This window comes from Ponticaulis profundi, assembly GCF_042659465.1.
Lineage (GTDB): Bacteria > Pseudomonadota > Alphaproteobacteria > Caulobacterales > Hyphomonadaceae > Ponticaulis > Ponticaulis profundi.
Genome location: NZ_JBHSSW010000066.1, coordinates 569,672 through 594,321, shown reverse-complemented (window position 1 = coordinate 594,321; position 24,650 = coordinate 569,672). Strand labels below are relative to the sequence as shown.

25 protein-coding genes are annotated in these 24,650 nt (G+C 54.2%); 9 read left to right on the top strand and 16 right to left on the bottom strand.

All coding sequences use genetic code 11. The features are described from left to right. The first annotated feature begins 85 nt into the window (after positions 1-85). On the top strand, positions 86-925 hold the full coding sequence (locus tag ACFQDM_RS18740) for a M48 family metallopeptidase (protein WP_377382078.1): 840 nt from the start codon (positions 86-88) through the stop codon (positions 923-925). Between the two features lie 32 nt (positions 926-957). Here the strand turns inward: ACFQDM_RS18740 and ACFQDM_RS18735 are convergent, their stop codons facing one another. The 4 genes from ACFQDM_RS18735 to radA are packed head-to-tail and all read right to left on the bottom strand — an operon-like array spanning position 958 to position 5,094. Continuing rightward, a complete protein-coding gene (locus tag ACFQDM_RS18735) occupies positions 958-1,665 on the bottom strand; it encodes an SDR family NAD(P)-dependent oxidoreductase (protein ID WP_377382075.1) in 708 nt (235 codons plus the stop codon). 17 nt (positions 1,666-1,682) lie between these two features. Then, on the bottom strand, positions 1,683-3,134 hold the full coding sequence (purF, locus tag ACFQDM_RS18730; RefSeq protein WP_377382074.1) for an amidophosphoribosyltransferase: 1,452 nt from the start codon (positions 3,132-3,134) through the stop codon (positions 1,683-1,685). 33 nt (positions 3,135-3,167) lie between these two features. Beyond that, the gene (locus tag ACFQDM_RS18725) at positions 3,168-3,725 is read right to left on the bottom strand and encodes a CvpA family protein (RefSeq protein ID WP_377382071.1); all 558 of its coding nucleotides are present in this window, start codon (positions 3,723-3,725) and stop codon (positions 3,168-3,170) included. Continuing rightward, positions 3,718-5,094 (bottom strand): DNA repair protein RadA, encoded by a 1,377-nt coding sequence (gene radA, locus ACFQDM_RS18720; protein WP_377382068.1) that lies wholly within the window; start codon positions 5,092-5,094, stop codon positions 3,718-3,720. Before radA ends, ACFQDM_RS18725 begins: the two co-directional genes overlap by 8 nt. A gap of 191 nt (positions 5,095-5,285) precedes the next feature. On the opposite strand from radA, the gene ACFQDM_RS18715 reads away from it, so the two are divergent. Continuing rightward, complete coding sequence (locus ACFQDM_RS18715; protein ID WP_377382065.1) at positions 5,286-6,422, top strand: zinc-binding dehydrogenase; 1,137 nt, start codon at positions 5,286-5,288, stop codon at positions 6,420-6,422. A 46-nt stretch (positions 6,423-6,468) separates the two neighbouring features. On the opposite strand, the gene ACFQDM_RS18710 is transcribed toward ACFQDM_RS18715, so the two are convergent. The 9 genes from ACFQDM_RS18710 to rpsF all read right to left on the bottom strand — a co-directional run bounded on the left by ACFQDM_RS18710 (position 6,469) and on the right by rpsF (position 15,333). After that, positions 6,469-7,236 carry an ABC transporter ATP-binding protein gene (locus tag ACFQDM_RS18710; RefSeq protein ID WP_377382062.1) on the bottom strand — a complete coding sequence of 256 codons (768 nt, stop codon included), beginning with the start codon at positions 7,234-7,236 and terminating at the stop codon, positions 6,469-6,471. Next, a complete protein-coding gene (locus tag ACFQDM_RS18705; protein ID WP_377382060.1) occupies positions 7,233-8,036 on the bottom strand; it encodes an MlaE family ABC transporter permease in 804 nt (267 codons plus the stop codon). The genes ACFQDM_RS18710 and ACFQDM_RS18705 overlap by 4 nt, the downstream gene beginning before the upstream one ends. Positions 8,037-8,048: 12 nt before the next feature. Further along, the gene (gene alr / locus ACFQDM_RS18700; RefSeq protein ID WP_377382057.1) at positions 8,049-9,188 is read right to left on the bottom strand and encodes an alanine racemase; all 1,140 of its coding nucleotides are present in this window, start codon (positions 9,186-9,188) and stop codon (positions 8,049-8,051) included. Then, positions 9,130-10,602 (bottom strand): replicative DNA helicase, encoded by a 1,473-nt coding sequence (locus tag ACFQDM_RS18695; RefSeq protein ID WP_377382055.1) that lies wholly within the window; start codon positions 10,600-10,602, stop codon positions 9,130-9,132. The genes alr and ACFQDM_RS18695 overlap by 59 nt, the downstream gene beginning before the upstream one ends. A 161-nt stretch (positions 10,603-10,763) precedes the next feature. Continuing rightward, the gene (locus tag ACFQDM_RS18690; RefSeq protein WP_377382052.1) at positions 10,764-11,753 is read right to left on the bottom strand and encodes a hypothetical protein; all 990 of its coding nucleotides are present in this window, start codon (positions 11,751-11,753) and stop codon (positions 10,764-10,766) included. Positions 11,754-11,930: 177 nt separating this feature from the next. Next, a complete protein-coding gene (locus ACFQDM_RS18685) occupies positions 11,931-13,922 on the bottom strand; it encodes a methyl-accepting chemotaxis protein (RefSeq protein ID WP_377382050.1) in 1,992 nt (663 codons plus the stop codon). 181 nt (positions 13,923-14,103) lie between these two features. Beyond that, positions 14,104-14,694: a 50S ribosomal protein L9 gene (gene rplI, locus ACFQDM_RS18680; RefSeq protein ID WP_377382047.1), complete on the bottom strand. Its 591-nt coding sequence runs from the start codon at positions 14,692-14,694 to the stop codon at positions 14,104-14,106. A gap of 12 nt (positions 14,695-14,706) precedes the next feature. Next, positions 14,707-14,970 carry a 30S ribosomal protein S18 gene (rpsR, locus tag ACFQDM_RS18675; protein WP_377382044.1) on the bottom strand — a complete coding sequence of 88 codons (264 nt, stop codon included), beginning with the start codon at positions 14,968-14,970 and terminating at the stop codon, positions 14,707-14,709. 12 nt (positions 14,971-14,982) lie between these two features. Next, positions 14,983-15,333 carry a 30S ribosomal protein S6 gene (rpsF, locus tag ACFQDM_RS18670; RefSeq protein WP_377382042.1) on the bottom strand — a complete coding sequence of 117 codons (351 nt, stop codon included), beginning with the start codon at positions 15,331-15,333 and terminating at the stop codon, positions 14,983-14,985. A gap of 196 nt (positions 15,334-15,529) precedes the next feature. Here rpsF and fabD point away from each other — a divergent pair, with 196 nt between their 5' ends. From fabD to gmk, 7 genes are all read left to right on the top strand, one after another. Further along, positions 15,530-16,465, top strand: a complete 936-nt coding sequence (fabD, locus tag ACFQDM_RS18665; RefSeq protein ID WP_377382039.1) for an ACP S-malonyltransferase — start codon at positions 15,530-15,532, stop codon at positions 16,463-16,465. A gap of 27 nt (positions 16,466-16,492) precedes the next feature. Continuing rightward, positions 16,493-17,230, top strand: a complete 738-nt coding sequence (gene fabG / locus ACFQDM_RS18660; RefSeq protein WP_377382036.1) for a 3-oxoacyl-[acyl-carrier-protein] reductase — start codon at positions 16,493-16,495, stop codon at positions 17,228-17,230. A 134-nt stretch (positions 17,231-17,364) separates the two neighbouring features. Beyond that, the gene (locus ACFQDM_RS18655; RefSeq protein ID WP_377382033.1) at positions 17,365-17,601 is read left to right on the top strand and encodes an acyl carrier protein; all 237 of its coding nucleotides are present in this window, start codon (positions 17,365-17,367) and stop codon (positions 17,599-17,601) included. A gap of 7 nt (positions 17,602-17,608) precedes the next feature. Next, the gene (gene fabF / locus ACFQDM_RS18650) at positions 17,609-18,892 is read left to right on the top strand and encodes a beta-ketoacyl-ACP synthase II (RefSeq protein WP_377382030.1); all 1,284 of its coding nucleotides are present in this window, start codon (positions 17,609-17,611) and stop codon (positions 18,890-18,892) included. Between the two features lie 38 nt (positions 18,893-18,930). Next, entirely contained in the window at positions 18,931-19,965 is a 1,035-nt protein-coding gene (gene mltG / locus ACFQDM_RS18645) for an endolytic transglycosylase MltG (RefSeq protein WP_377382027.1), read from the top strand. Positions 19,966-19,967: 2 nt separating this feature from the next. Then, the gene (locus ACFQDM_RS18640; protein WP_377382024.1) at positions 19,968-20,852 is read left to right on the top strand and encodes a YicC/YloC family endoribonuclease; all 885 of its coding nucleotides are present in this window, start codon (positions 19,968-19,970) and stop codon (positions 20,850-20,852) included. Then, on the top strand, positions 20,842-21,480 hold the full coding sequence (gene gmk / locus ACFQDM_RS18635; protein ID WP_377382021.1) for a guanylate kinase: 639 nt from the start codon (positions 20,842-20,844) through the stop codon (positions 21,478-21,480). The genes ACFQDM_RS18640 and gmk overlap by 11 nt, the downstream gene beginning before the upstream one ends. Here gmk and rsmA read toward each other — a convergent pair. Genes rsmA through ACFQDM_RS18620 form a run of 3 tightly spaced genes read right to left on the bottom strand, consistent with a single transcriptional unit; the run spans position 21,456 to position 24,600 of the window. Then, on the bottom strand, positions 21,456-22,313 hold the full coding sequence (gene rsmA / locus ACFQDM_RS18630; RefSeq protein WP_377382018.1) for a 16S rRNA (adenine(1518)-N(6)/adenine(1519)-N(6))-dimethyltransferase RsmA: 858 nt from the start codon (positions 22,311-22,313) through the stop codon (positions 21,456-21,458). The genes gmk and rsmA overlap by 25 nt on opposite strands. A 3-nt stretch (positions 22,314-22,316) precedes the next feature. Next, positions 22,317-23,354, bottom strand: a complete 1,038-nt coding sequence (pdxA, locus tag ACFQDM_RS18625; RefSeq protein WP_377382016.1) for a 4-hydroxythreonine-4-phosphate dehydrogenase PdxA — start codon at positions 23,352-23,354, stop codon at positions 22,317-22,319. Beyond that, positions 23,329-24,600, bottom strand: coding sequence for a peptidylprolyl isomerase (locus ACFQDM_RS18620; protein ID WP_377382013.1), 1,272 nt, complete (start codon positions 24,598-24,600; stop codon positions 23,329-23,331). The genes pdxA and ACFQDM_RS18620 overlap by 26 nt, the downstream gene beginning before the upstream one ends. Positions 24,601-24,650 lie beyond the last annotated feature (50 nt).

The following is a 24,650-nucleotide window of genomic DNA, read 5'->3' as shown; positions in this document are numbered from 1 at the left end:
TGAAATCACCCATTGTCTTGTTTCCTGAATGTCGAAATTCGTTCTATACCAAATCTGTGGATGAAGACTGGGAGAGGGAAACGCCATGCGCTTATCCGACGAAACCATTTCAAACGAAGAGCTGGAAAAGGCGCCACGGATCGCGCTTTCACGACGCGAAATCATTACGGGACTTGCGGTTGGCTCTGTTGTCCCAATTGTATCAGGATGCACGACCAACCCGGCAACGGGGCGGAGCCAGTTTCTGCTCGTGGACGAGGGGACTGTCGCACAGATGGCCGAATCCGCATGGACAGAGATGAAGCAGCAAACGCCGATCAGTCGCAATTCTTCACTCAATTCGCGCGTCAATCGGGTCTGGGAAAAGATATCGGTCGGGGCAGGCCGATCCAATGAGCATTGGGATGTAGAGGTCTTTGACACAGATGATGTGAATGCTTTCGTGATGCCCGGTAACAAGGTTGGTGTGTATCGCGGTATCACCGAACTCGTTGAAAATGACGATCAGCTTTCCTCCGTTCTCGGCCACGAAGTTGGCCATGTCGTCGGCAAGCATGCCGCGGAGCGTTATTCTGTCCAGATGGCTGGACAGCTGGCAGTCGTTGCTGGCGCGATTGCTGTGAATCAGTCCGATACTTTGAAAAAGTATGGCAATGAAATTGGCGCGCTGGGCGGCGCTGCGCTGCAGTTTGGTGTGCTTTTACCCTATAGCCGAAACCATGAGCTGGAAGCAGACCGGTTGGGTGTCGACTACATGCACAAAGTTGGCTTCAAAGTCGCTGAAGCGCCGAAGCTCTGGGATTTGATGGCTGCGCGCAGTAGTGGTTCCTCGACACCGGAGTTCATGTCGACTCACCCGGCGCCGCAACGACGCGCCAGCGAACTTCGACAGTATATCAATGCCAGAGGATATGACTTGGTTTGATTTCAAAAAAGCCCGGCATGGCCGGGCTTTTCTTACATATCTTTAGCTTCGAAGCGTTTTCCGTGAGAATCGCACTCTGGCAGGACGAGTTTTGCCAGTTTCGCCGCAACCTCTTCGGGGGGCGGGAGGGTCATTGGATCCTCGCCGGGCATCGCGTCAGCCCGCATTGCCGTACGCGTCGCACCCGGGTCAAACAGGTTGATTTTCATTTTGGTGATCGCGGTCTCTTCGATCCACGCGTGAACCATGGCTTCTAGGCCGGCTTTGGATGCCTGATATGGCCCCCAGAATGCGCGCGGGCGTGGCACAACGCCTGATGTCACAAAGACAGCTCGGCCGGAGTCACTTGTTCGCAGCAATGGATCGAAGGATCGGATAAGACGCCAGTTCGCTGTCAGGTTTGTATCGATGGTTTTGTCGAATTCGCGAGGAGTAATCGTCTGTAGCGGGCTCAATGGACCCAACATACCAGCATTACCGGCCAAGCCGTCCAGGCGGCCCCAGCGCTCCAGAACAACAGCTCCCAGCCGCTCAACAGAAGGCGCGTCTGTGAGATCGAGCGGTATCAGCGTCGCCTTGCCGCCTCTGCTCTTGATTTCATCGTCAAGTTTTTCGAGCGCAGACTTGCTGCGTGCCAGCGCCAGAACGTGGTGATCGTGAGTGGTTGCCAATTCCAATGCAAGCGCGCGGCCAATACCTGCGGACGCGCCCGTGACGAGTGTCAGTCGCTTGTCAGTCATATGCTCAAATGTCTTTGCTAGTCATCCAGGAAGGAGAGTTGCGCATCACGCCCAACTTCATCGTAACGGCGATCAATCAGGCGTGTTGGATAGTCTCCGGTGAAGCAGTGATCGGCGTATTGAGGTGTGTTCGGGTCTCGCTTCACGTCACCGACAGCCCAATACAGGCCATCAACAGACAGGAAGCCCAGACTGTCTACCTCGAGCTCATTGCGCATTTCTTCAAGAGACATGCGAGAAGCCATCAATTCCTGCTCTGATGGCATGTCGATGCCATAATAGTCAGGGAAACGGATAGGTGGGCTCGCCGATCGGAAGTGGATTTCCTTGGCGCCAGCTTCGCGGACCATGCGGACGATCCGTTTGGAGGTGTTGCCGCGGACAATCGAGTCATCAACGAGGACGACGCGCTTGTCTTTCAGAACTGCGCGGTTTGGAGCGTGCTTTTTGCTGATGCTGTTCTGTCGATCAGTCTGCGTGGGTTCAATGAAGGTCCGGCCGACATAATGGTTTCGAATAATCCCCAGCTGGAAAGGGATGCCTGACGCTTCTGCGAAACCGAGTGCAGCGGGAACCCCGCTGTCAGGTACGGGCACGATCACATCGGCATCAGCGGGTGTGTCCTGTGCCAAGCGTTCGCCCATGCGGCGGCGAACCTCATAAACGCTCTTGCCCTGGATCATGCTGTCCGGGCGTGCGAAGTAGACAAACTCGAACAGGCAAGGCGCGGTCGAGCGGCGCTGGAATGGCGTGAGGCTCTCGACGCCGTCTTTTGTCACGACGATAATTTCGCCCGGTTCGACTTCGCGAACGAATTTCGCGCCAATCAGATCAAGCGCGCAGGTCTCTGATGCCAGAATGCTTGCGCCGTCGAGATCACCCAGAACAAGTGGACGAAGGCCTACCGGGTCACGCGCACCGATCAACATATTCTCTGAAAGTGCAACGAGGGCGTATCCGCCCTCGATCTGTCCCAGTGCGTCAACGAAACGCTCAGTAATACGTGCTTTGTCGGAGCGGGAAATCAGGTGAAGGATCACCTCTGTATCCATCGTACTCTGGAAGATCGCTCCCTTGTCGACAAGTTGGCGGCGCAGTGAGCGCGAATTCGTCAGATTGCCATTGTGTGCAACCGCAAACCCACCGCAGTCCAGATCCGCAAAGATCGGCTGAATGTTACGGATGGCGGGCGTACCCTGTGTCGGATAGCGGTTGTGGCCGATGGCCCAGGACCCTGGCAGACGCTTGAGCAGGTCTTTGCCTGTGAATGCATCACCGACGAGGCCGGTATGGCGTTCATTGTGGAAAAGCTTTCCGTCAAACGCTGCGATACCGCAGGCTTCCTGGCCTCTATGCTGAAGCGCGTGGAGCCCAAGGGCCGTAATGACAGCAGCTTCCGGATGACCAAACACACCGAAGACGCCGCACTCCTCACGAAGTTTGTCGTCGTCATGATCCCAGATTAACACGATCGAGCGAGCTCCAATTTGACTGAATGCCAGTTAGGGCGATTCAGTGATTTCGACAGGTATTGCTTCCTGAACGCCTTCAGCAAATACCATGAAATTACTCTGTACCCAGATAACAGCGTCGACGAAATATGGATAGGTGTAAGCATCAACTATCCAGCGGATTTGTGCTTCTTCTATGAAAGGGCGTGTTGCCAAAAGCACAAGTACCACAACTGCCGCTCCGCGAGCGACGCCGAATACAAGTCCTGCAAGACGATCAAAAAGTCCGATATCCGTATGGATATGCACGAACTTGGAGATCTTTCGGCCAAACCAGGCGGTGATGATATAAATGGCAAGAAACGCGATACCTACGACGAGGGCATCTGCGATCCAGTCACTCCAGTTCTCTGGCAGATAGGATCGTGCCGTTGGGGCGAACATGCGCCAAGCCATAAACGCAGCAAACAGGGCGAGAACGAATGCAAAAATCGAAGCAATTTCCCGAATGAATCCTCGAGCGAGCGCCATGAGACCTGAAATGACCATGATCGTTACAACGATCAGATCAAACCAGGTAAACGCCCCGGGTCCCAGAAAATCACTCATCATCAACTCCGATTTGCAGGAGGTCTACTAGGTCACCAAGGCGATTAAAAGGTTTATAGGTCAAGTCTTTGAACTGCGTCTTTGGCCCTTCCGGGCCATAAGCGTGTTTAAAGCCCAAACGCTCGGCCTCCTTCAGGCGCGCTTCCATCCTTGCAACAGGACGAATACTACCCGAGAGGGCAATTTCACCGAAGAACACTGATTTCTCAGGCAATGGCGAATCGGCGAGCGAAGAGAGTAGGGCTGCCGCTGCTGCCAGGTCGCCTGCCGGTTCGGAAACCCGGTATCCACCGGCCACGGTCAGATAAATGTCGCGAGGTCCGATCTGTATGCCACACCGAGCCTCAAGAACAGCAATGATCATGGCTAGCCGGTTGTTGTCCCATCCAACAACAGACCGGCGCGGTGTACCAATGGCAGAGGAGCCAATCAGAGCCTGTACTTCTGCGAGCACGGGCCGAGAGCCCTCCATGGCTGCAAAGACCGCCGCACCGCCCGCCGACTCATTTTCAGTCGATAGGAAGAGCGCCGATGGTTCGCTCGCCGGAGAGAGGCCGTATTGGTGCATTTCGAAAATGCCAATTTCGTCGGTCGGGCCGAAGCGGTTTTTTACGGCGCGCAGAATACGGAACTGGTGACCGCGTTCGCCTTCGAAATAGAAAACGGTATCCACCATGTGTTCGACGACGCGTGGTCCGGCAATCTGACCTTCCTTCGTGACGTGCCCCACAATTACCAGAGCGCAACCAGATTTCTTCGCGAAGCGGACGAGTTCCTGAGCGCAGGCTCGAACCTGCGAAACAGATCCCGGTGCGGCCTCAATGCTGTCGGACCAGAGCGTCTGAATTGAGTCGATGACCACAAAATCCGGTTTGGTCTTCTTCAGGGCTGAAAGAATGGTGCGAAGATCTGTTTCTGTCGCCAGTTTCACCGGGCTTGTGGAAATCTTGAGGCGCTCAGCACGCTCTTGTATTTGCGCGGCAGCTTCCTCTCCCGACACATACACGACGTCTTGCCCATTTCGGGCCAGCCGTGCTGCGACCTGTAAGAGCAGGGTCGACTTTCCAATCCCCGGGTCTCCACCAATTAGAGTCGCTGATGCCGGAACCAGGCCGCCGCCAAAAACCCGGTCGAGCTCTTCGACACCCATGACGATGCGCTCTGGCGGATCCGTCGGGTCATTGAGGCTAACGAAATCGAGTTGACTTGTTGTCTGCTTCTTGGTTTTTCCGAGTCCGCCAGGAGTGCTCTCGATCGTTTCCTCAACGAGCGTGTTCCAGGAGCCGCAAGCTTCGCATTTGCCATTCCATTTCGAGAATGCTGCCCCACATGACTGGCAGACGAATTGTGTTTGTTGCTGGCGTGCCATGACAGAAACTCAAGGAAGTTGGGGATCGCTGGAAGTGGGTGCGATCTTATACGATTCGGATTTGAACGCAGATTGTGGATGCATTGCATGGATGTCTATGCGGAAACAACTTAATGTGACACGACTATCGTCACGTGACAGGGTAAGCCTGTCTGAGAGAACGAAAACGTCATCGGAGGATAACAAAGCAAATGGCTGATTTACCGAAAACTGGGCTACAGGTTCGTACCCTCATCAAGTCCGAAGGCGAGCTGGAGCTTTCGCTCGCTGAAGTCGACATTAAAGAACCAGGCCCTGATCAGGTCATCGTCCGCGTTGAGGCTGCGCCGATCAATCCATCGGATTTGGGTCTACTGATCGGTGCGGGTGATTTGTCACAGGCAAAGCAAGGTGGGTCGGAAGATCGCCCGGTTATTACGGCACCTGTGCCACCGGCCGGCATGCGCGCAATGGGAGCTCGTGTGGACCAATCCATGGCGGCTGGTAACGAAGGCGCAGGCGTTGTCGTTGCAGCTGGGTCGAGTGACGCAGCTCAGGCTTTGATGGGCAAAACGGTCGCCTGTCTCGGTGGTGAGATGTATTCGGAATACCGAAAGCTTCACATTTCACAGTGCATGGAACTGCCGGATGACATTACACCGCGTGAAGGCGCATCGTGTTTCGTAAACCCGCTGACATCTCTGGGCATGACCGAAACCATGCGGATGGAAGGTCACACAGCGCTGGTTCACACTGCGGCTGCGTCGAATCTCGGGCAGATGCTCAATCGCATCTGCATTGCCGATGGTATTGATCTGGTGAACATCGTCCGTAAGCCTGAGCAGGAAAAGATCCTGAAAGACCTCGGCGCAAAATATATCGTAAATTCGTCTTCCGAGACGTTCATGTCCGACCTTGTCGATGCACTTGTTGAAACAGGTGCGACGATTGCTTTTGATGCTGTCGGTGGTGGTCCGCTGGCAGGCCAGATTCTGATTGCGATGGAGTCTGCCGCGAGCAAGAAAGCAGGTGGCTACAGTCGTTATGGTTCCGATACGCCTAAGCAAGTATATGTTTATGGACGTCTGGATCTGAGTCCCACAACCATTCCTCCGGGTGTCGGTATGTCATGGGGATGCGGTGGATGGTTGCTTCTGCCGTTCCTCGAGAAAATCGGCGCGGAAGGAAATGTGCGTCTACGTAAGCGCGTCGTGAGCGAGCTGAAAACAACGTTTGCGAGCCACTACACCAAAGAGATATCACTGCGTGACATGCTCAATCTTGATGTTGCGAAGGCTTATGATGCAAAGGCGACGGGCGAGAAGTATCTTCTGAATCCGTCTCTGTGAGAAAATGTGCGGAGCGTCATATCCTTATGATGCTCCGCATGATCACCTACATTGCAGGCTGGATTGGGCCATGCGCCCGACCATGCACAAATTGATCGACATATTCGTTGCCGGAATCGTCGACTGTATCTGCTGGCCCGCGCCAGATAATCTTTCCTTCGAAAATCATCGCAATTTCGTCACCTATCTTACGCGCCGAAGGCATGTCGTGCGTGATCGAGACTGATGAGGCACCGAGCGTTTTTGTCTGTTCGACGATGAGATCATTGATGGCATCTGCGGTAATCGGATCGAGGCCGGTTGTCGGTTCATCAAAGAAAATCAGCTCCGGCTTGGTCGCGATCGCACGCGCAAGTCCAACCCGCTTTTGCATGCCGCCGGACAGCTCTGACGGGTAGAGGTCAGCGATGTCAGAACCGAGACGCACTTTTTTCAGCGTGTCGATCGCCAGTTCTTTTGCATCGCTGCGCTTCATTTTTCCGCCATGTAGGAGTCGAAAAGATACGTTTTGCCAGACAGGTAGACTGTCGAACAGTGCACCACCCTGAAAGAGCATGCCGGTCCGTTCGAGCATATCTCTCTGCTTTTTCGCGGTTTTGCCCGTGGTCAGACTTTCACCGTTGAAAAACACGTCGCCTTTATCTGGTTTCATGAGACCCAGGGCGCATTTCAGCATCACGGATTTCCCGGTGCCTGAGCCACCAATGATGACAAGCGAGCGACCCGGCGCAACATCGATATCAACGCCGTTCAGCACGTGTTTTGGACCGAAGGACTTGTGAACGCCTTCGAGTTTGAGAAGAGGTTCCGTCACAGCCCGATCCTTGTGAAAAACGTTGTCAGAAGGAAGTTGGCGAAGAAAATCAGCACTGCGCTTGAAACAACGGCGAGCGTGGCCGCCCGGCCGACACCACTGGCGCCGCCTTTGCTGTTCTGACCATGATAGCAGCCCATGATCGAGACAAGCGCACCAAACACAGCTGCTTTGATCAGGCCTCCGACAATGTCTGAGGTCGTCATGTAGTCGAATGTGTTCCGGATATAGAGATTGCCGTTGAAGTCGAGCGTACCGACGGAAACCAGATAACCACCGAACACACCCAGAATGTCCGCGATGAATACGAGGATCGGCAGTGTCAGAACTGCCGCCCAGAAACGGGGGGCGTAGAGATAACGAAACGGGTTGGTCGACAGGGTGTGCAGCGCATCAATCTGTTCGGTTACTTTCATCGTTCCGACTTCGGCGGCAATACTTGCACTCACGCGGCCCGCAAGCATTAGTGAGGCAATCACCGGGCCGAGCTCTCTGGTTATGCCCAGTACCACAATGTTCGGTACGAATTGCTCCGCGTTGAAGCGTGAACCACCGACGTAAATATTTAGAGCCAGCGCCGCACCAGTGAATAGCGCCGTGAGTCCGACAACCGGCAGCGAATAGTATCCAATGCGGATACACTGCAGGAGTATCTCACCAGGATAAACAGGGAGAGAGACGGCTGACAGTTTCACACGTCCGGCGAAATGCGCGAGCCGTCCCGTTTCGGCAAGCAGGCCTAAAAACGCTGCGCCGACCCATTGGAACGGTCTGAGAAAAACGGGAATGTTTTTGGTCACCCTCAATAACTCCTATTCGCCCCACACATGCCTGATGCGCCCGCCAAGTCTCGACGTCAACTCATAACCAATTGATCCGGCGGCTTCTGCCTGGATTTCCAGCCCCGCTTGTTTGCCCAGAAACTCAACACGGTCACCCGGTCTGGGTGCTGCTGGGAGGTCGGAAACATCAATGGTTGTCAGATCCATCGAAATGCGGCCCAGAACCGGGCAGGGAATGCCGTCCAGGACCGCGAAGCCGTAATTCCCTGCTGAGCGTAAGTAACCATCGGCATATCCCAGAGAAACGGTGGCGACACGAATCGGCCTCCTCGTCTGGAATGTTGCGGCATATCCGACAGTCTCGCCTTCAGGAACATCAAAGACTTTCAAAATCGGGGCGGTCAGAGTCAGGGCAGGTGTCAGCTTTATACCTGCAGGGCGTGCAGGTCCGCCGCCATAGAGCCCGATACCCGGACGCACCAGATCGTGATGATAGTCTTCGCCGAGATAAATTCCGGCGGTTGCGGATAGGGATGCTTTCGATTCAGGAAAATCGGACTTGATTTGGGAGAAACGCGAGAGCTGCGCTGCATTCATCTCGTGGCCGGGAAGGTCTGCACAGGCAAGGTGGCTCATCACCAGGTTTGGCGGACGTGCTTTTATATGATCTGCAATCTCGGACATGTCACCTTGCGAAAGTCCGAGACGGTTCATGCCCGTGTCGAAATGCAAGGCGAAGCCGATGCGTTGGTCGAGTTGAAGAGCGCTGGCGATATCGGAGACTTGATTGCAGACCGGAGACAGGTTTGATTCGCTAAAGGCTGTTATTTCAGTGCTGCGAATACCATTGAAAACATAAATCGTCGGCTCGGACCCAAGCGCTTTTCGCAGAGCGCTTCCTTCACTCAGATAAGCGACGAAGAATGTTCGGCATCCTGCAGAAAGCAGCGCGGTGCCGACTTCAGCCATACCATGGCCATACGCATTCGCTTTTACAACGGCAGACGTTTCCGCCGATGTCACAAACGAGCTTAATGACGCGTAATTTGATTTGATTGTTTCCAGCGAAACATAGGCTTCAGGAAAAAACGAAGGCTCGTTTATCACGTCATCAATATTCGGGTGGTTGATGCCGTCGTTCAAGATTGCTGAATTTTGTGATGTTGGCATCAAAGTGCAATTCTACCCTGCCGATTGGACCGTGGCGCTGTTTAGAAATGATAACTTCGCCAATATTGCGGACGCGGTCCATTTTTTCCATCCAGGCCTGGAATTTTTCGTCGTTTTCTTCCGGCTCCATCCGCTCCAGATAATAGGACTCCCGATACACGAACAGAACGGCGTCGGCATCCTGCTCGATCGAGCCGGATTCACGAAGGTCAGAAAGCTGAGGCCTCTTGTCTTCGCGTTGTTCAACCTGACGAGAAAGCTGGGATAGTGCAATGATCGGAATGTTCAATTCTTTCGCGAGCGCCTTCAGGCCCATGGTGATTTCACTGACTTCCTGAACGCGGCTCGCGCCCTTTTGCGCGCCTGAGCCTGTGATCAGCTGAAGATAGTCGATGATTAGAATGTCCAGACCCTGGCCACGCTTTTGCCGTCGCGCGCGTGCTGCCAGCTGCGAAATCGAGATGCCACCGGTATCATCAATGTAGAGAGGCAGGCTTTCGAGCTCTGCAGCCGCGTCCCGAATTTTATCATACTCATGGCGCTCGAGGTCACCCTGACGAATGCGGTGTGACTGGACGCCGGAAACCTCAGCGAGAATACGTGTCGCGAGCTGTTCACACGACATCTCAAGCGAGAAGAAGCCCACGCGTCCACCGTCGCGCAATTCTCTCACGCCATTCTCGTTGAGCTCCTCCTTGAAGACCTTGGCAATATTGTACGCAATGTTCGTCGCCAGAGATGTCTTACCCATGGATGGGCGTCCGGCGAGGATCAGCAAGTCGGAATTATGTAGACCACCAAGCTTGTGGTCGAGATCGCTCATGCCGGTGGAGATACCGGCGATTTTGCCATCACGCTGGTAAGCGGCCGTTGCCATGCGGATCGATTCGGTGATCGCGTAGTCGAACCCTTTGAACCCGCCGCGTGCTGACCCGCGCATAGCCAGAGCGCCGAGTTGTTTCTCGACCGTCTCGATTTGCTTGTCGCCAGGAATGTCGTCGCCCGGCGTGTTGGCGACAGACACCATGGTCGAGCCGATATCAATCAGCTCGCGCCGAATGGCGAGGTCACGGACGATCGTTGCATAATCCACAATCTCCGGACCAAAAGCCGCCCGGTCCAGCAGGTCTGCGAGATAGGCGGCGCCGCCGACGGTTTCGAGTTCGCCTTTTTTGGAGAAATGGTCGTGCAGCGTCACGCCATCAGCCATTTTGCCGTTCGGCACGAAGGCGTGAATGACCTGATAGATGAGCTTGTGGCCGGGTGCGTAAAAATCTGAGTCGTTCAAAATTTCAGAAACGCGGTGATAGGCATTATTGTCGAATAGGATTGCGCCCAGAATCGCAGCCTCCGCAGCGATATTATGCGGAACATCCTGTTTCGAAGTGTTAGGTTGCGGATCGTCGTATGCCATCAGGAACCGTTAGCGCCAAAAATAGTTAACGTCAGAGCTTGACCGCATCTTAACAGATTCCATCCCCGTTATTCACAGGGCACTGCAGAAAATTCCTGATTTGTACTTATCCGCAGATGAGAGGCTGGTGCAGGGAGTCTACACCAGTCCTTTCGGTGTCCCTATTGGCTGGCTGCAGCGGTGGTGCTGGCTTCCGGTCGTTTGCCGCCAACCCATTCAGATGCCTTGTCTTTGATCTTGCGGAATTTCTTTGAAATGCTGGAGAGCCGATCATCCCATTCGGGATCTTTTGTCTGACCTTCGATCGTTTTGAAATAGACATCCATCATGCATGTAACAGCAAACGGCTCAATCACCGCTGCTTTCACCGCCCAGGCAAATATGATTGCAAAGATGAAGCCGCCCGCTGACCAGCTACCAGGGATCAGATAAACAACCAGTGCTGCCGGTGCGAGCATGATGAGAAAAATCAGAAAAGACAGAACATAGACGATGACCGCCAGGAAGGCGGCATTCTTCAGCATCTTCTTGTAGTTCTGTCCGTAGAGCACCAGCGCATCTTCTGCTGATTGCCAAGGGTTATCGCTCTTTGTGCGCATGGCGTAAGCGAGAATGATCTCATCGACAAAGCCAACAGCCACTTTCAGAAATGCTTTGATGATCCCGACAATATTTTGAAGCCCCGGAATGGGCAGAATGGCGGTAATACCCTGCATCAGGCCGGTAATGGCCGCGATGACGCCCTTGATTAGCTGATCAAGGCCAAACAGCACGTTGGACTGGATGAAGCGTTCTTTGACCATCTCAGCGCCGTACGAGATTTGATTTTTTCCGCCGGGGATGTCGCGCCCGTCAAGCAGTTCGACGAGTACGGCAATATGCGCAGCCTTCACCATGTAGAGAATGTATTCTCGTGCCAGATAAAGCGCGCCGGCTGTCAGTCCAAAGCCAGAGAATGCGCCCCACATGACGCCAGTGGCTTGTCCGTCTTCGCCGCCAAGACTGCCAATGCCCCAGCCAATACCAGCGCCGGTTCCAGTCACAATGACAAACGCAATCGCGATGCCAGCATAGGTCAACATCCTGAAAATCAGAAATGGAAGTGTCCGGACCATCAGGCCGAACGATCTGCTAATGCTAAAATCCCACATGGCGAAACCCCCGCTCAGGTCTGTGCGTGTGTTCAGTCTGAGTTGGTTCAGGACCGGCGCCGCACAAACAAACTATGTCTACCATGAAAGACACGCCTTTTTCAGGCAGAAGCGGACATGAATCACAACGGCCGCTTGGAAAAGCGGCCGCTCATTAGCATTACAGAATTGTGGTGCTTAGTTGTCTTCGAACTCGATGCCGCCACGCTTACCGCTGGACCAACGGACAACGCCCTTTTTGGTGCCATTATAATTGATCTCGAAACTGTTGCCGACTTCATGAGCCGGGACTCCATCGATACCGATGCCGCGCGGACCTTCATCAATGACGCTTGCTTTGATGACTTTCCCATCGCTACGCAATTCGATCTTTTCGCCATAGACGGGTACACGCTCTCTTTTGCGGCGTTCCTCTATGGATTCCTTGGAGTGCAGATAGTCGGAAATGTCGTTCAAAGACTGCAGAACGGCGCGGCTGGATTCGTCCAATTCCTTGAGCGCAGCCAATGCTGCATCATGATCACCGCGTTCGTGTGCTTCAAGTGTTTTGACCGCGCTGTCGTGAACATGTTTGTGCGGCTCTGACAGCTTTCTGAAAGCGTCCGTCCGTTTCAGTTCGGCATCGTCGATATTGTCATACCATTTGCCGAGACGACAGGCGTGATTGCTCGGAACCTCAGAGGCTTTCCAGTTTTCCCGGCCCATGACCGTATCAACAACCCGCTTCTTGAAGAGAACATGGTCGATTTTTGCCATTTGGCAGAGTGAACGACCTGAGCTGTTTTTGAACCATTGGTTCGCCGTTTTGGAGAGGTGATCATTGCTTCGTTGAAGCAGATCGCCAATATCGACAATGCATGTGGCATTCTCGCGAGACATTTCGGCAATGCCTGAAACATGGCCGCTGATCTCAAGCGTCGAGCCTTCCTGTTGCTCAAGGATGGAAGCGACTTCGCTCATACGATTGGCCACTGTACCCATCTGCGTACCGGCCGATTCAATACGAGTATTCGCTTCGTCGAGCGTTTGCTCGCCGCTATCGATTGCTGTTTTGGTGTTTTCGAAGTTGTGACTGATCCGGTCGATTTCCGACTGGAGGGTCTGAATGCGCTTGGCAACGTCATCACTCGCAGACGCGGCCTGACCGGCCAGAGCTTTCACTTCATTTGCGACAACAGCAAAACCACGTCCTGCATCGCCCGCACGTGCGGCCTCAATCGTTGCGTTCAGTGCCAAAAGGTTCGTCTGGTCGGAAATTGATTGGATGATCTCCATGAAGGCGCCGATCTCGTTCGCCGCGTTTTTCAGTGAGGACAGGCTGCGATTGCTCTGTTCAGCGGCTTCGGAAACGGTGCTGATTGCAGACCGCGCGCTTGAAACGCTTTCAATGCCTTCGCCCAGTGCAGCGTTCGTTTCATTTGCGTCGTTGGACGCGCTCTGACTGGTGTCAGACAATTGCTGAATGGATGCCACCATTTCTTCAACGGCAGCGGCAACAGATTCGCTTGCTGAATTCGATTTGCGAAAACTGTCCGACAGAACGGTAAGATTAAGTGTGAGCTCATTCAGGTCTGAAATGGAGTCCGCAATCGTTCTTAGGTTCTGATAGTCATTGTCCTCGCGCCACTCGATGGCTTCCTTGTCCGTGATCTGGCTGGAATAGGACTCATTTGCGAGTGCCATGTCGAGAAAGATGCGGGCGATCATTACCTGAATTGCCTCAGCCGCGCGTTGTGGTGTGAACCGATGGACCTTCAGGATGATGGGAATAGCGTCCATCAGGATTCGACCATAGCTCGCGATGAACCAATCTGATGTCAGGCCGATGCGCACGTGTGCGGAGCCAATTTTTTTCGCTTCCGTTTCGAGACCGGAATCGACTTCGCCGGTGAATACGCGCTCCCAGTGATTGGTTTGCAGTTCGCCCAAACGAGTAGGGGTCTTGGGATCGTTACCCAATTTTCCTTTCAGATTCGGTGTCTCCGCAAGGCGGCTGTAGAAGACGCTCAGGACGTCAGGAAGAGCTGGCTTGAGTTGCGCCCAGACGGCTTTTGCTCGCGCGCCGTTCGGATCGTCTGGCAGCAGATATGATGCCAGTGACTGTGTATTGTTCTCTTTCTTGCCCGTGAAAGTGTCTGAAGCCAGAGCCGCTTGCTGAACTGTAGCCATGCGCGTGTCCCAACCAATCCTTTGTTGTTTTGGTTAAGGGGTAAACGTATTCAGTGTAGGGACTCTTAAAAACAGTACAGAATTTAGTGAAATGGGTGCGGCGAGTTGTCCGCAGGTCTCAGGCACAAAAAAAAGCCGCATGCTGGCATGCGGCTTTTTTTCAGAATTTCGAAAAAAAGACTTACTCGTCTTCTGAAGGACCGCGCTCAGCAGCAACTTCCGCTGCAACTGCAGCCATTTCAGATGCCTGGGCTTCCTGATCAGCACGTTGTTCAGCGAGCGCTGTTTCAACAACGTTTTCACCAGCAGCCTGACGCTCCGCTTCGTCTTCAGAGCGTGCAATGTTTACAGTGACGGAGACCGTGACTTCTGGGTGAAGGCGGATTGTCACTTCATGCAAACCGATGGTCTTGATTGGACCATCCAGAAGCACCTGACGCTTTTCAACTTTCTGGCCTGCTTCAGCAGCAGATTCAGAGATGTCGCGCGCAGTCACGGAACCAAACAGTTGCCCGTTTTCACTCGCCTGACGGATCATAGTGAAGGTGAGGCCGTTCAGAGACTCACCTGAAGCTGCCGCTTCCTGTTTCGCTTGCTCGTTACGAGCTTCGATTTCAGCGCGCTCAGCTTCAAAGCGTGCACGGTTCGTCGCTGTTGCGAGAAGTGCTTTGCCCTGTGGGATCAGGAAGTTACGAGCAAAGCCGTTGCGGACTTCAACTTCGTCACCGATTGTTCCCAGTTTTTCGACGCGTTCAAGAAGAATAACTTGCATTGGTTTTTCTCCTTACTGCACGCTGAACGGAAGCAGAGCGAGGACACGAGCACGTTTGATGGCTTGTGCGAGCTTGCGCTGTTTCTTCTGGCTGACAGCCGTGATGCGAGCAGGAACAATCTTGCCTTTTTCGGAGATGTAACGCTGCAGCAGTTTCACGTCTTTATAATCGATCTGCGGTGCATTTTCACCGGAGAACGGGCAGACTTTGCGGCGACGACCAAAAGGACGACGAGCCGGCAGGTTGGAAATATTCAGTTTTCCAGCTTTAGACATGACGTCCTCCCCTTAGTCTTTACGACGACGATCGTCGCGGTCTTTGCGAGCAATGATCGGAGAAGGCTCTTCAGAGAGCTCTTCAACGCGGATCGTCATGTGACGCATGACGTCGTCATTGATGCGCAGGCGGCGGTCGAGTTCCTGAATTGCTGCAGCAGGTGCATTAATATTCAGAAGAGAATAGTGACCTTTGCGGACCTTGTTGATCGGATACGCCAGGTTGCGCAGACCCCAGTATTCGGATTTGCCAACTTTGCCGTTTTCAGTTTCGATGATTTTCGTGATATCTTCGACCAGTGCTTCCACCTGTTGAGGCGAAATATCTGGGCGCGCCACGAACACGTGTTCGTAAAAAGCCATGTTTTACCCTTTGCTTGAAATGCGGCGCTTATTGGCAAGGGAGACAATAAACGATGGCCCTGATTCAACCATTGAAACAGGCCGCATTTCGATCAAGCGGCGCTTAAACCTCAAAATTGCGGAAATTGCAAGTGCTTGTCTTGTGCGCCAACACTGATTAGGCAATTCATCAAATCGAGTTGGGATGAAACGTCGGATGGAACAGACAGCTTTTATTTTTCCAGGACAGGGCGCGCAGTTTGTCGGCATGGGCAAAGAGCTCGCTGATACCTTTGGTAGTGCAAAAGCCGTTTTCGAAGAAATTGATGAAGCCTTGGGTGAGTCATTTTCAGATCTGATCTGGAATGGGTCTGAAGAAGATCAGAAACTCACGGCAAATACACAGCCTGCACTTATGGCGGTCAGTCTCGCCGCAGTTCGTGCGCTAGAAGCCGAATTCGGTGTTAAAATAGCGAGCGGCAAATACGTCTCCGGCCACTCCCTTGGCGAGTATTCGGCGCTCGCTGCAGCTGGCGCGCTGAGTATTGGTGATGCTGCGAAATTGCTCCGTTTTCGTGGAGAGTCGATGCAAAAAGCGGTTGCGCCGGGGGATGGCGCAATGGCTGCGCTGCTCGGAGCGACTATTGAACAAGCAGAAGCAGCATGTGACGCCGCAGACGGCGTATGTGAAGTCGCAAATGACAATGCGCCTGGTCAGGTGGTCATATCTGGCGCGAAAGCGGCTGTCGAAGGCGCGATTGCGTGGGCAAAGGACAATGGCATTAAAAAAGGTGTCCTCTTGCCTGTGAGTGCACCCTTTCACTGCAGCCTGATGCAGCCAGCCGCCGATGCAATGGAGGCGGCGCTCGCAAACGTCGCTCTGACAGCACCGTCTATTCCAGTGTATGCGAATGTAACGGCTGCCCCGGTAAGCGACGTCGACAGCATTCGCAAACTGCTTGTTGAGCAGGTGACGGCCCGCGTCCGTTGGCGCGAGAGTGTCGAGGCGATGGCCGCGGAAGGTATCACGACCATGGTTGAGTGCGGCGCTGGCAAGGTGCTGAGCGTCATGAATCGCCGGACGGCGAAAGCGATCAATGGTGTGACGCTTGGCACGCCGGAAGAACTTGAGAAATTCGCCAACTCGATTTAGGCGCATTGGGAAATGGAAGGAGATCGCATGTTCGATCTTTCAGGTAAAACGGCACTGGTGACCGGTGCTTCGGGTGGTATCGGTAAATCAATTGCTCTCGCGCTGTCTCAGCAGGGCGCGCGTGTTGCGCTGAGTGGAACGCGAGAAGCGGTTCTGGAAGAGGTTGCTTCTACACTTCCGGGCGAGACATTTATCGCACCGTGCAATCTTTCGGATTTTGAATCGGTCGGAAACCTCGTGCCGACGGTTGAGAAAGAATTCGGTCCGCTCGACATCATGATTTCCAATGCGGGCCTGACCCGCGACGGTCTTCTCATGCGTATGAAGGAAGATGACTGGGATACCATCCTGAACGTCAATCTGAAGGCTTATTTTGCGCTTTCCAAAGCGTGCCTGCGTGGGATGATGAAACGTCGCTCCGGCCGTATCATCGGGATCACGTCGATTGTGGGTGTCATGGGTAATCCGGGCCAGACCAACTATGCGGCATCAAAGGCCGGCATGATCGGCTTTACCAAGTCTATGGCGCAGGAAGTTGCGAGCCGTGGAATCACAGCAAACTGTGTTGCGCCGGGCTTCATTGAGTCGCCGATGACCGATGAGCTTCCTGAGCAGCAGAAAGAAGCGCTGTTGAAATCTATTCCGTCTGCACGTCTCGGTTCAGGTGCTGACATCGCCTCTGCTTGCGTTTATCTTTCGAGTGATGAAGCGGCTTATGTCACGGGACAAACGCTTCACGTAAATGGTGGGATGGTCATGATCTGACCAAAATCTCTGGTCACATGAAGTGACTAAAGCTATTGGTCAAACCGAGCCGTCTGTGCTAGCGGCGCAACACGCAAGCTGATCTTGAGTGAAACAAACAAAACAAATCGCTTCAATATGAGAAGGAAAAGCCCATGTCTGACGTATTCGATCGAGTGAAGAAGATCGTAGTCGAGAATCTGGAAGTTGAAGCAGATGCGGTTACCGAATCTGCAAGCTTCATCGATGACCTCGGCGCAGACAGCCTCGACCTCGTCGAGCTTGTAATGGCATTTGAAGAAGAGTTCGGCATCGAAATCGAAGACGAAGTGCAGGAAAACATCCGTACGGTCGGCGATGCTGTAACAGAGATCAAAAAGACACAAGGGTAAGCGTTTTATGCGGCGGGTTGTCATAACAGGTATTGGTCTGGTCACTCCTCTTGCGGGTAATCGCGAAGCGAGTTGGTCACGTCTGATTGAGGGACGCTCAGGTGCTCAGAAAATCGACTTGTTCGATACTGACGACCTGCCGTGCAAAATTGCTGCGCAGGTGCCTTGGACCTCAGGTCGCGGTGGCGGTGAGGGTGACCCTGACGCTTTCGATCCAGACCGTGTGGGGTCGGCCAAAGAACGTCGTCGCGTAGGTGAGTTTATTGTCTACGGCATGGCTGCGGCTGAAGAAGCGATTGCGGATTCCGGCTGGGTTCCGGAAACGGAAGAAGACAAATATATGACCGGTGTGCTCATCGGTTCAGGTATTGGTGGACTTCCGGAAATTGCTGAAACAACGAAAATTCTGGAACAGGGCGGCCCGCGCAAAGTCAGCCCGTTCTTCATTCCAAGCGCCCTGATCAATCTGTGCTCGGGTCAGGTGTCCATCAAGCATGGCTTTAAAGGACCGAATCACTCGGTTGTCACAGCTTGTGCAACCGGCGCTCACGCGATCGGCGATTCTGCGCGTCTCATCCAGTATGGTGACGCAGACGTTATGGTCGCGGGCGGAACGGAAGGCTCTCTTTGTCGCCTTGCTGTTGCAGGCTTTGCTGCAGCAAAAACGCTTTCGACAAAATTCAACGACGAGCCAGAGCGCGCGTCTCGCCCATACGACAAGGACCGCGATGGCTTCCTGTTCGGTGAAGGCGCTGGTGTTCTCGTGCTGGAAGAATACGAACATGCCAAGGCCCGCGGAGCGAAGATTTACGCTGAAGTGCTCGGGTATGGCCTGTCTGGTGACGCGCACCACATAACGTCTCCACCAGAGGACGGTAATGGTGGTTTCCGCGCCATGCAGATGGCGCTCCGTCATGCAGGACTCACGCCAGCGGATATCGACTATGTCAACACGCACGGCACTTCCACGCCCGTTGGCGATGAGATCGAAGTTCGTGCGATTGAGCGCCTGTTCGGAGAGTCCGTGAAGGGGCTTTCTCTGTCATCAACGAAGTCATCGATCGGCCACTTGCTTGGCGCGGCAGGTGCCGTTGAGGGCGCGTTTACCGCGCTTGCAATCAAGCACGGTCAGATCCCGCCAACGCTCAATCTCGAAGAACCGAGCTTTAAGAGCGATATCGATCTGACACCGCTGGTATCGAAGAAGCGCGACATCAAATACGCTCTGTCAAACTCCTTTGGCTTTGGTGGTACAAATGCCGCGCTTGTTATGGGCCGGGTAGACGACTAACGCTTAGGGGTCGCTGACGTGATTCCCGGAGAGACGATATGAAATGGGTCACCAGGGCTTTGGTGGCCCTTTTCATTTTAATAGTGCTGGCTGGCGCTGTGATCGGCGGTGCATTCTTCTGGTTTCAGCAGCAAATCCACATGGAAGGGCCAGCCGCTGGCGGTGAAGATCAGATCGTTCTGATCGAGCGGGGCTCGGGCGTTATCCGCATTGGTCAGCAGCTCGAAGATGTCGGGCTCGTCTCGGATGCGCGACTGTTCCGCTTGGCAGCTCGCTTCACGGACAAGCAGGATGGTATTAAGGCTGGTGAATACGAAATCCCTGCGGATGCTAGTATGGTCGACATTCTGGACCTTCTCGAATCTGGAAAAGTCATTCTTCATGCCGTTCAGGTGATCGAGGGAGCCACGATCGCCCAGGCCATGCGCGTTATCGAAGAGGCTGAGTTTCTGACGGGTGACATGCCGGCAGCGCCTGCAGAGGGCGCTTTTCTCCCAGACACCTACCATTTCGTCCGTGGCACCACGCGTGAAGAGGTCGTCAACCGGCTGATCAACGCACAACGTAACCTGCTTGACGACATCTGGCCCACGCGTCAGGAGGGGCTGCCCATTTCGTCCAGAGACGAAGCGATCATTCTTGCTTCGATCGTTGAGAAAGAAACAGGCGGTATCAAGGATGATGACCTCGTTGCAGGCGTCTTCATCAACCGCCTGAATCGCGGCATGCGCCTCGAAAGCGATCCGACGATCATTTATGGGATTTCCAAAGGCGAACGCCTGACGCGTGTTGTAAATGGCGAAGAGGTTCAGCGCGGTATTTATCTGTCAGAGAAGAACCGCGAAACGCCTTATAACACGTATTTTATTGCGGGTTTGCCACCCACGCCTATTTGCAATCCAAGTGCAGCTGCCTTACGAGCCGTTCTGCAGCCAGCGGAATCTGAATATCTCTTTTTTGTTGCGGATGGGACAGGCGGGCATGCGTTCTCGCGGACATATGCAGAGCATTTGCGCAATGTTGCAAAATGGCGTCGAATAGAGCGCGACCGACGTGAGGCCAATGGGGGATAGTGATGGTTTCGAGTATGACGGGCTTCGCCAGCATGACAGGCGAAAGTGAATCGGCAAGCTGGGTTTTTGAGGTCAAATCCGTGAACGGGCGCGGTCTGGATGTTCGGTTGCATTTGTCTCAGGGCTGTGAGGCGCTGGAGCAACCTATCCGCAGTGCGTTCAAGAACGCGTTCGCGCGTGGCAACCTTCAGGCGTCGCTTCAGGTGCGGGAACGCTCTGATGCGAGTTCTCTGCGCGTCGATACGAAGTTGCTTAATGCGCTGTCGCGCAGAGCACGTATCATGGACCGGGCCAACGGAATGCCTGGCGCGACGTCAGCATCAGATCTGCTGAATTTTCGCGGTGTGCTGAGCAGTGAAAAGAGTACTTTGAGCGTCGCACCTGATGGCAAGATTGGCGAGGCAATCCTGCAGTCCATTGATCAGGCAATCGAACAGTTGAAAGACGCACGGGATCGAGAAGGTGAAGCGCTCAGTACGATCTTAGCGCGTGTCGTGCTCGATATGGCCGAAGAGGTGAGGGGCGCGAAGCATACGGCTGACGCTCAGCCTGCCATGATGCAAGCACGTCTGCATGATAAAGTTGCTGCTGTTCTGGACGATCACGCCCTTAATCAGGAGCGTCTGGAACAGGAAGTTGCGGTCCTCATCACCAAAGCAGATGTGACAGAAGAATTAGACCGTTTGAATGCCCACTTTGACGAGGCCGGTCGATTGCTGGCTTCAGACAAGCCGGTCGGACGCAAGCTCGATTTCCTGTCTCAGGAATTGCTACGTGAGGCGAATACGCTTGGCAGCAAATCAGCCAGCCTTGAGATGACACGTCACTCGCTGGCACTGAAAACTCTGATCGATCAATTCAAGGAACAGGCGGCCAATGTCGAGTAAAGCTTCTAACCGTCGTGGATTGATGCTCGTGATTTCCAGCCCGTCGGGTGCAGGCAAGACGACGCTTTCGCGCATGTTGATGGAGCGCTATCCGGAAATTGTACTTTCCGTATCAGCGACCACGCGGGACCCACGTCCTGGCGAGGAAGATGGCGTCCATTACCACTTTGTGGATCATGCAAAATTCGAGAGCATGATTGGCAAGCGCGCGTTTCTCGAGTGGGCAAAGGTCTTTGATCATTTCTATGGTACACCGCGTGATCAGGTCGAAGAGCAACTCGCAGCTGGTCAGGACGTAATCTTTGATGTCGACTGGCAGGGCGCAGATGCCATTCACGATCAGATGCCAAATGATGTCGTTTCTGTCTTTGTGCTCCCCCCGAGCATTGAGGCGCTCCGCAGCCGCCTTGAGCAGAGGCCGGGGTCAACACCAGAGAAAACGGCTCATCGGATGGCAGGTGCTCAGAACGAAATCCGACATTGGCGGCGTTATGATTACGTGATCGTCAATACGGACGTCGAGCAGGCATTTGATGAGCTGGAACGGATCCTGCTGACCGAGCGCCAGAAACGTCTCAGACAGCTTGATCTGGAGCCTCTGGTTCAGCAATTGCTGGATGATTGCTGAGCGCCGGCCCAGGCTTTGGTGAGTTTCCGGAATTCTGCCTGCGATAGCGTTTCTGCTCGCCGTTTCGGATCAATGTCTACGCTTGTCAGCAGCTCTTCGGCTTGAAGTCCTGACGGCAAGATGCCTTTGAGACTGGCTCGAAGCATTTTTCGCCTCTGGCCAAATGCCGCTGCAGCCACTTTTTGCAACGCTTCAATATCATCGAACCGATCTTCTGGCGGCAGAGGCGTCAGGATGGCGACGGCAGAGGCAACCTTGGGCGGCGGTTTGAAAGCGCCGGGTGGAAGCACAAATGCAATACGTGTTTTCGAAACAGCTTGTGCCAGAACCGCAAGACGTCCGTAGTGATTTGTATCGGGTCTCGCGCAGATGCGCTGGGCGACTTCCTTTTGGAACATCAATGCCATTTCGCCAGCCCAGTCCGCTTTCGTAAGCCAGTCGACCAGAAGCGGTGTGCCGACATTGTAAGGCAAATTTGCAATGATCATAACTGGCGGCTTGAGATCGTGACGCTCGATCAGTGCATTCCAGTCCATCTTCGTAGCGTCACCGCGCTCAACAGCGAACCTTCCGGTTTGTGTCTCCGGCCATTGCTCCAAGGCATCCGCAAAGCGGTCATCCATTTCGACAGAGACCAGTTTCGTAACACCTTCACGTAACAAGGCACGGGTTAGGCCTCCGGGGCCGGGCCCTACTTCTATCACGTGACGATCTTTTACCGGTCCGGCGGCAAGTGCTGTGCGTCGGAGGATATCTGGATCGAACAGGAAGTGCTGGCCAAGGCGCTTGTCAGCATCTGCGCGCAGGAGTTCCGGTTCCGATGGATTGGTCATATGTCAGGTCTGCTTTGATCTGTTCTGAGCCATGCTTTTGGCGAGTTTGATGGCAGAAATCAAACTTTCACAACGAACTTTTCCCTGAGCAGCAGCGTCATAGCCCGTGCCGTGATCAGGTGACGTTCGAACAAAAGGGAGGCCGAGGGTTACATTCACGCCGCCCCAGATGTCGAGTGTTTTTACCGGGATCAGCCCCTGATCGTGATACATGGCCACAACACCATCATATGCGCCGTTCAGTGATTCATGAAAAATCGTATCACCGGGGCGAGGTCCGACAACGGATAGGCCGCGCGCTTTAAACTGCTCGATAACCGGAACGATAACATCTTCATCTTCAGAGCCGATTGTGCCAGCTTCACCTGCATGCGGGTTTAGTCCGCATACGCCGAGCACGGGCGTTTCGACTCCAAAATCATGCTTCAGCGCATCAACCGTAATTTCGCAGACCTCATGAAGCAAATCTTGCGTCAAATGAGCAGCGACCGTCATGAGAGGGATATGAATTGTTGCAAGCGCGACCTTCAGCCCCCCACCGACCAGCATCATGATCGGGAGAGGTGCGGGCCCATTCGTAAGTTCTCCAGCAAGGTGTGCAAGAAATTCTGTGTGACCGGGGAATTTGAAGCCGGCGGCGTAGAGCAAATTTTTCGAAATGGGATTTGTAACCACAGCGCTCGCATGGCCATCCCAGACATCGCCCACGGCCTGTTTGATAGACGTGATAATTCCCGCGGCGGACCGCGGGTCTGCCTTTCCCGGTGTAATGTCGAGTGTCTCGCCGGATGGTATGATGGGAAGGCCATCTCGAAAGGCGACACATGCCTCATCAGGGTGTCCGATTTCGACGATCGGTGTTTTGCATGAAAAACGCCGAGCAGTGTCCTGGAAGACTTTGGTGTCTCCGCGTAAATACAAAGCCAGATGACGGCTTTCCCGGAGCACGGGCCAGGCGTTCAGAGTGGTCAAAATACCGACACCTGCCGGGTCGCCTTGTGTCAGGACAAGCGGCTTATCGCCGGATGATGGTCGCTTCACGCTTCAGGTCTCTCAGGTCACGCTGACTGAGCATTGAAATTTGCTGGTTGTACAGACGGTCCTCAATCTGGCTGCGCGATGGAAGTTGCAGGCCAGCAGCCTGACGGTCGCAAACAAACAGAACAGCCTCACCATTTGGCGTATTCAGAACGCTGCTGGCACGGCCAACGGGAACGCCGTCGATTGCGGCACGTACTTCAGCCGTCAGGGCATTCTCTGGAACGACACCCAGATCTGCATATACAAGGCCGTCATCGGCGTTAGCAATGGATTCGAGCTGATCACAACCCGGTTGTTCTAGGGCCAGAGCATTCAGCGCAGCGCCGCTACCCGTGCTCAGAATCTGCCGGAGGGAAACCTCAAACGCTTCATCGGCGCCATCCTGCTTGCCGCGTACGGCGTAGATATAGACGCCATCCTCGACCAGGATTGGCGGCGTGAGCGCAGGTGGTGTGGTGTTCTCAATGACTTCTCGTGCTTCTGGCTCAAGTTCCGCAGGGGAAACCCAACCGAGGTCGCCGCCAACGGCTGCCGATGGCGCGTTTGAGTACTGCTGGGCGGCCAGTTGAAAGCGGGCACCTTGGCCAAGTTGCTCGATGATAACGCCAGCGCCCTCGAGGATCTGTTGTTTGTCAGCTTCTGTCGGTGCGTAGAGGAAGATTTCCGCCAGCTGATAGCGTTCCTCTGTCGCGCTCTGGCTCAACCGATTGAGCATATTGTCGATCTGACCGCGGGAGATACGAATGCGCTGGCCATAAAGGCCGCCCATGATCCGTTGCCACGCAATCTCTGCACGCATCTGATCCTGAAGCGTGGTCGGGTTCACACCTGACTGGCGCAGCGTGTCATACAGCTGTTGAACCGTCGACTGGTTCGAAGAGGCAATATCAGCAACGGCAGACTCAATAGCTTCATCACTGATTTCGAGTTCGTATTCGGCGGCCTTCTGCAATTGCAGCCGCTCTTCAATCAGCTCCTCCAGTGCGCGTGGAAGAGCTTGCTGCAAATTTTCCTGGTTGGCTGGGACGCCAAGCGTGATGAGCAACAGTCGCGCCCGTTGCGCGACATCCGAGATCGAAATCACTTCGTCATTTACGACAGCCGCCACACCGCCGAGAAGACGGGCTTGAGGGTCTTCAGCAACTGCAGCTTCTGCCTGTGGTCCAAGGGCAAGGTCCTGCGCGATCGCGCTACCAGAACACGTCGCAGCTGCGATTGCGATGAGGGATGCCCGAATACCAATCATAAAATACTCACTCCAGATCTGCCGACTGACAGTTTGCGCCACCATAGGGC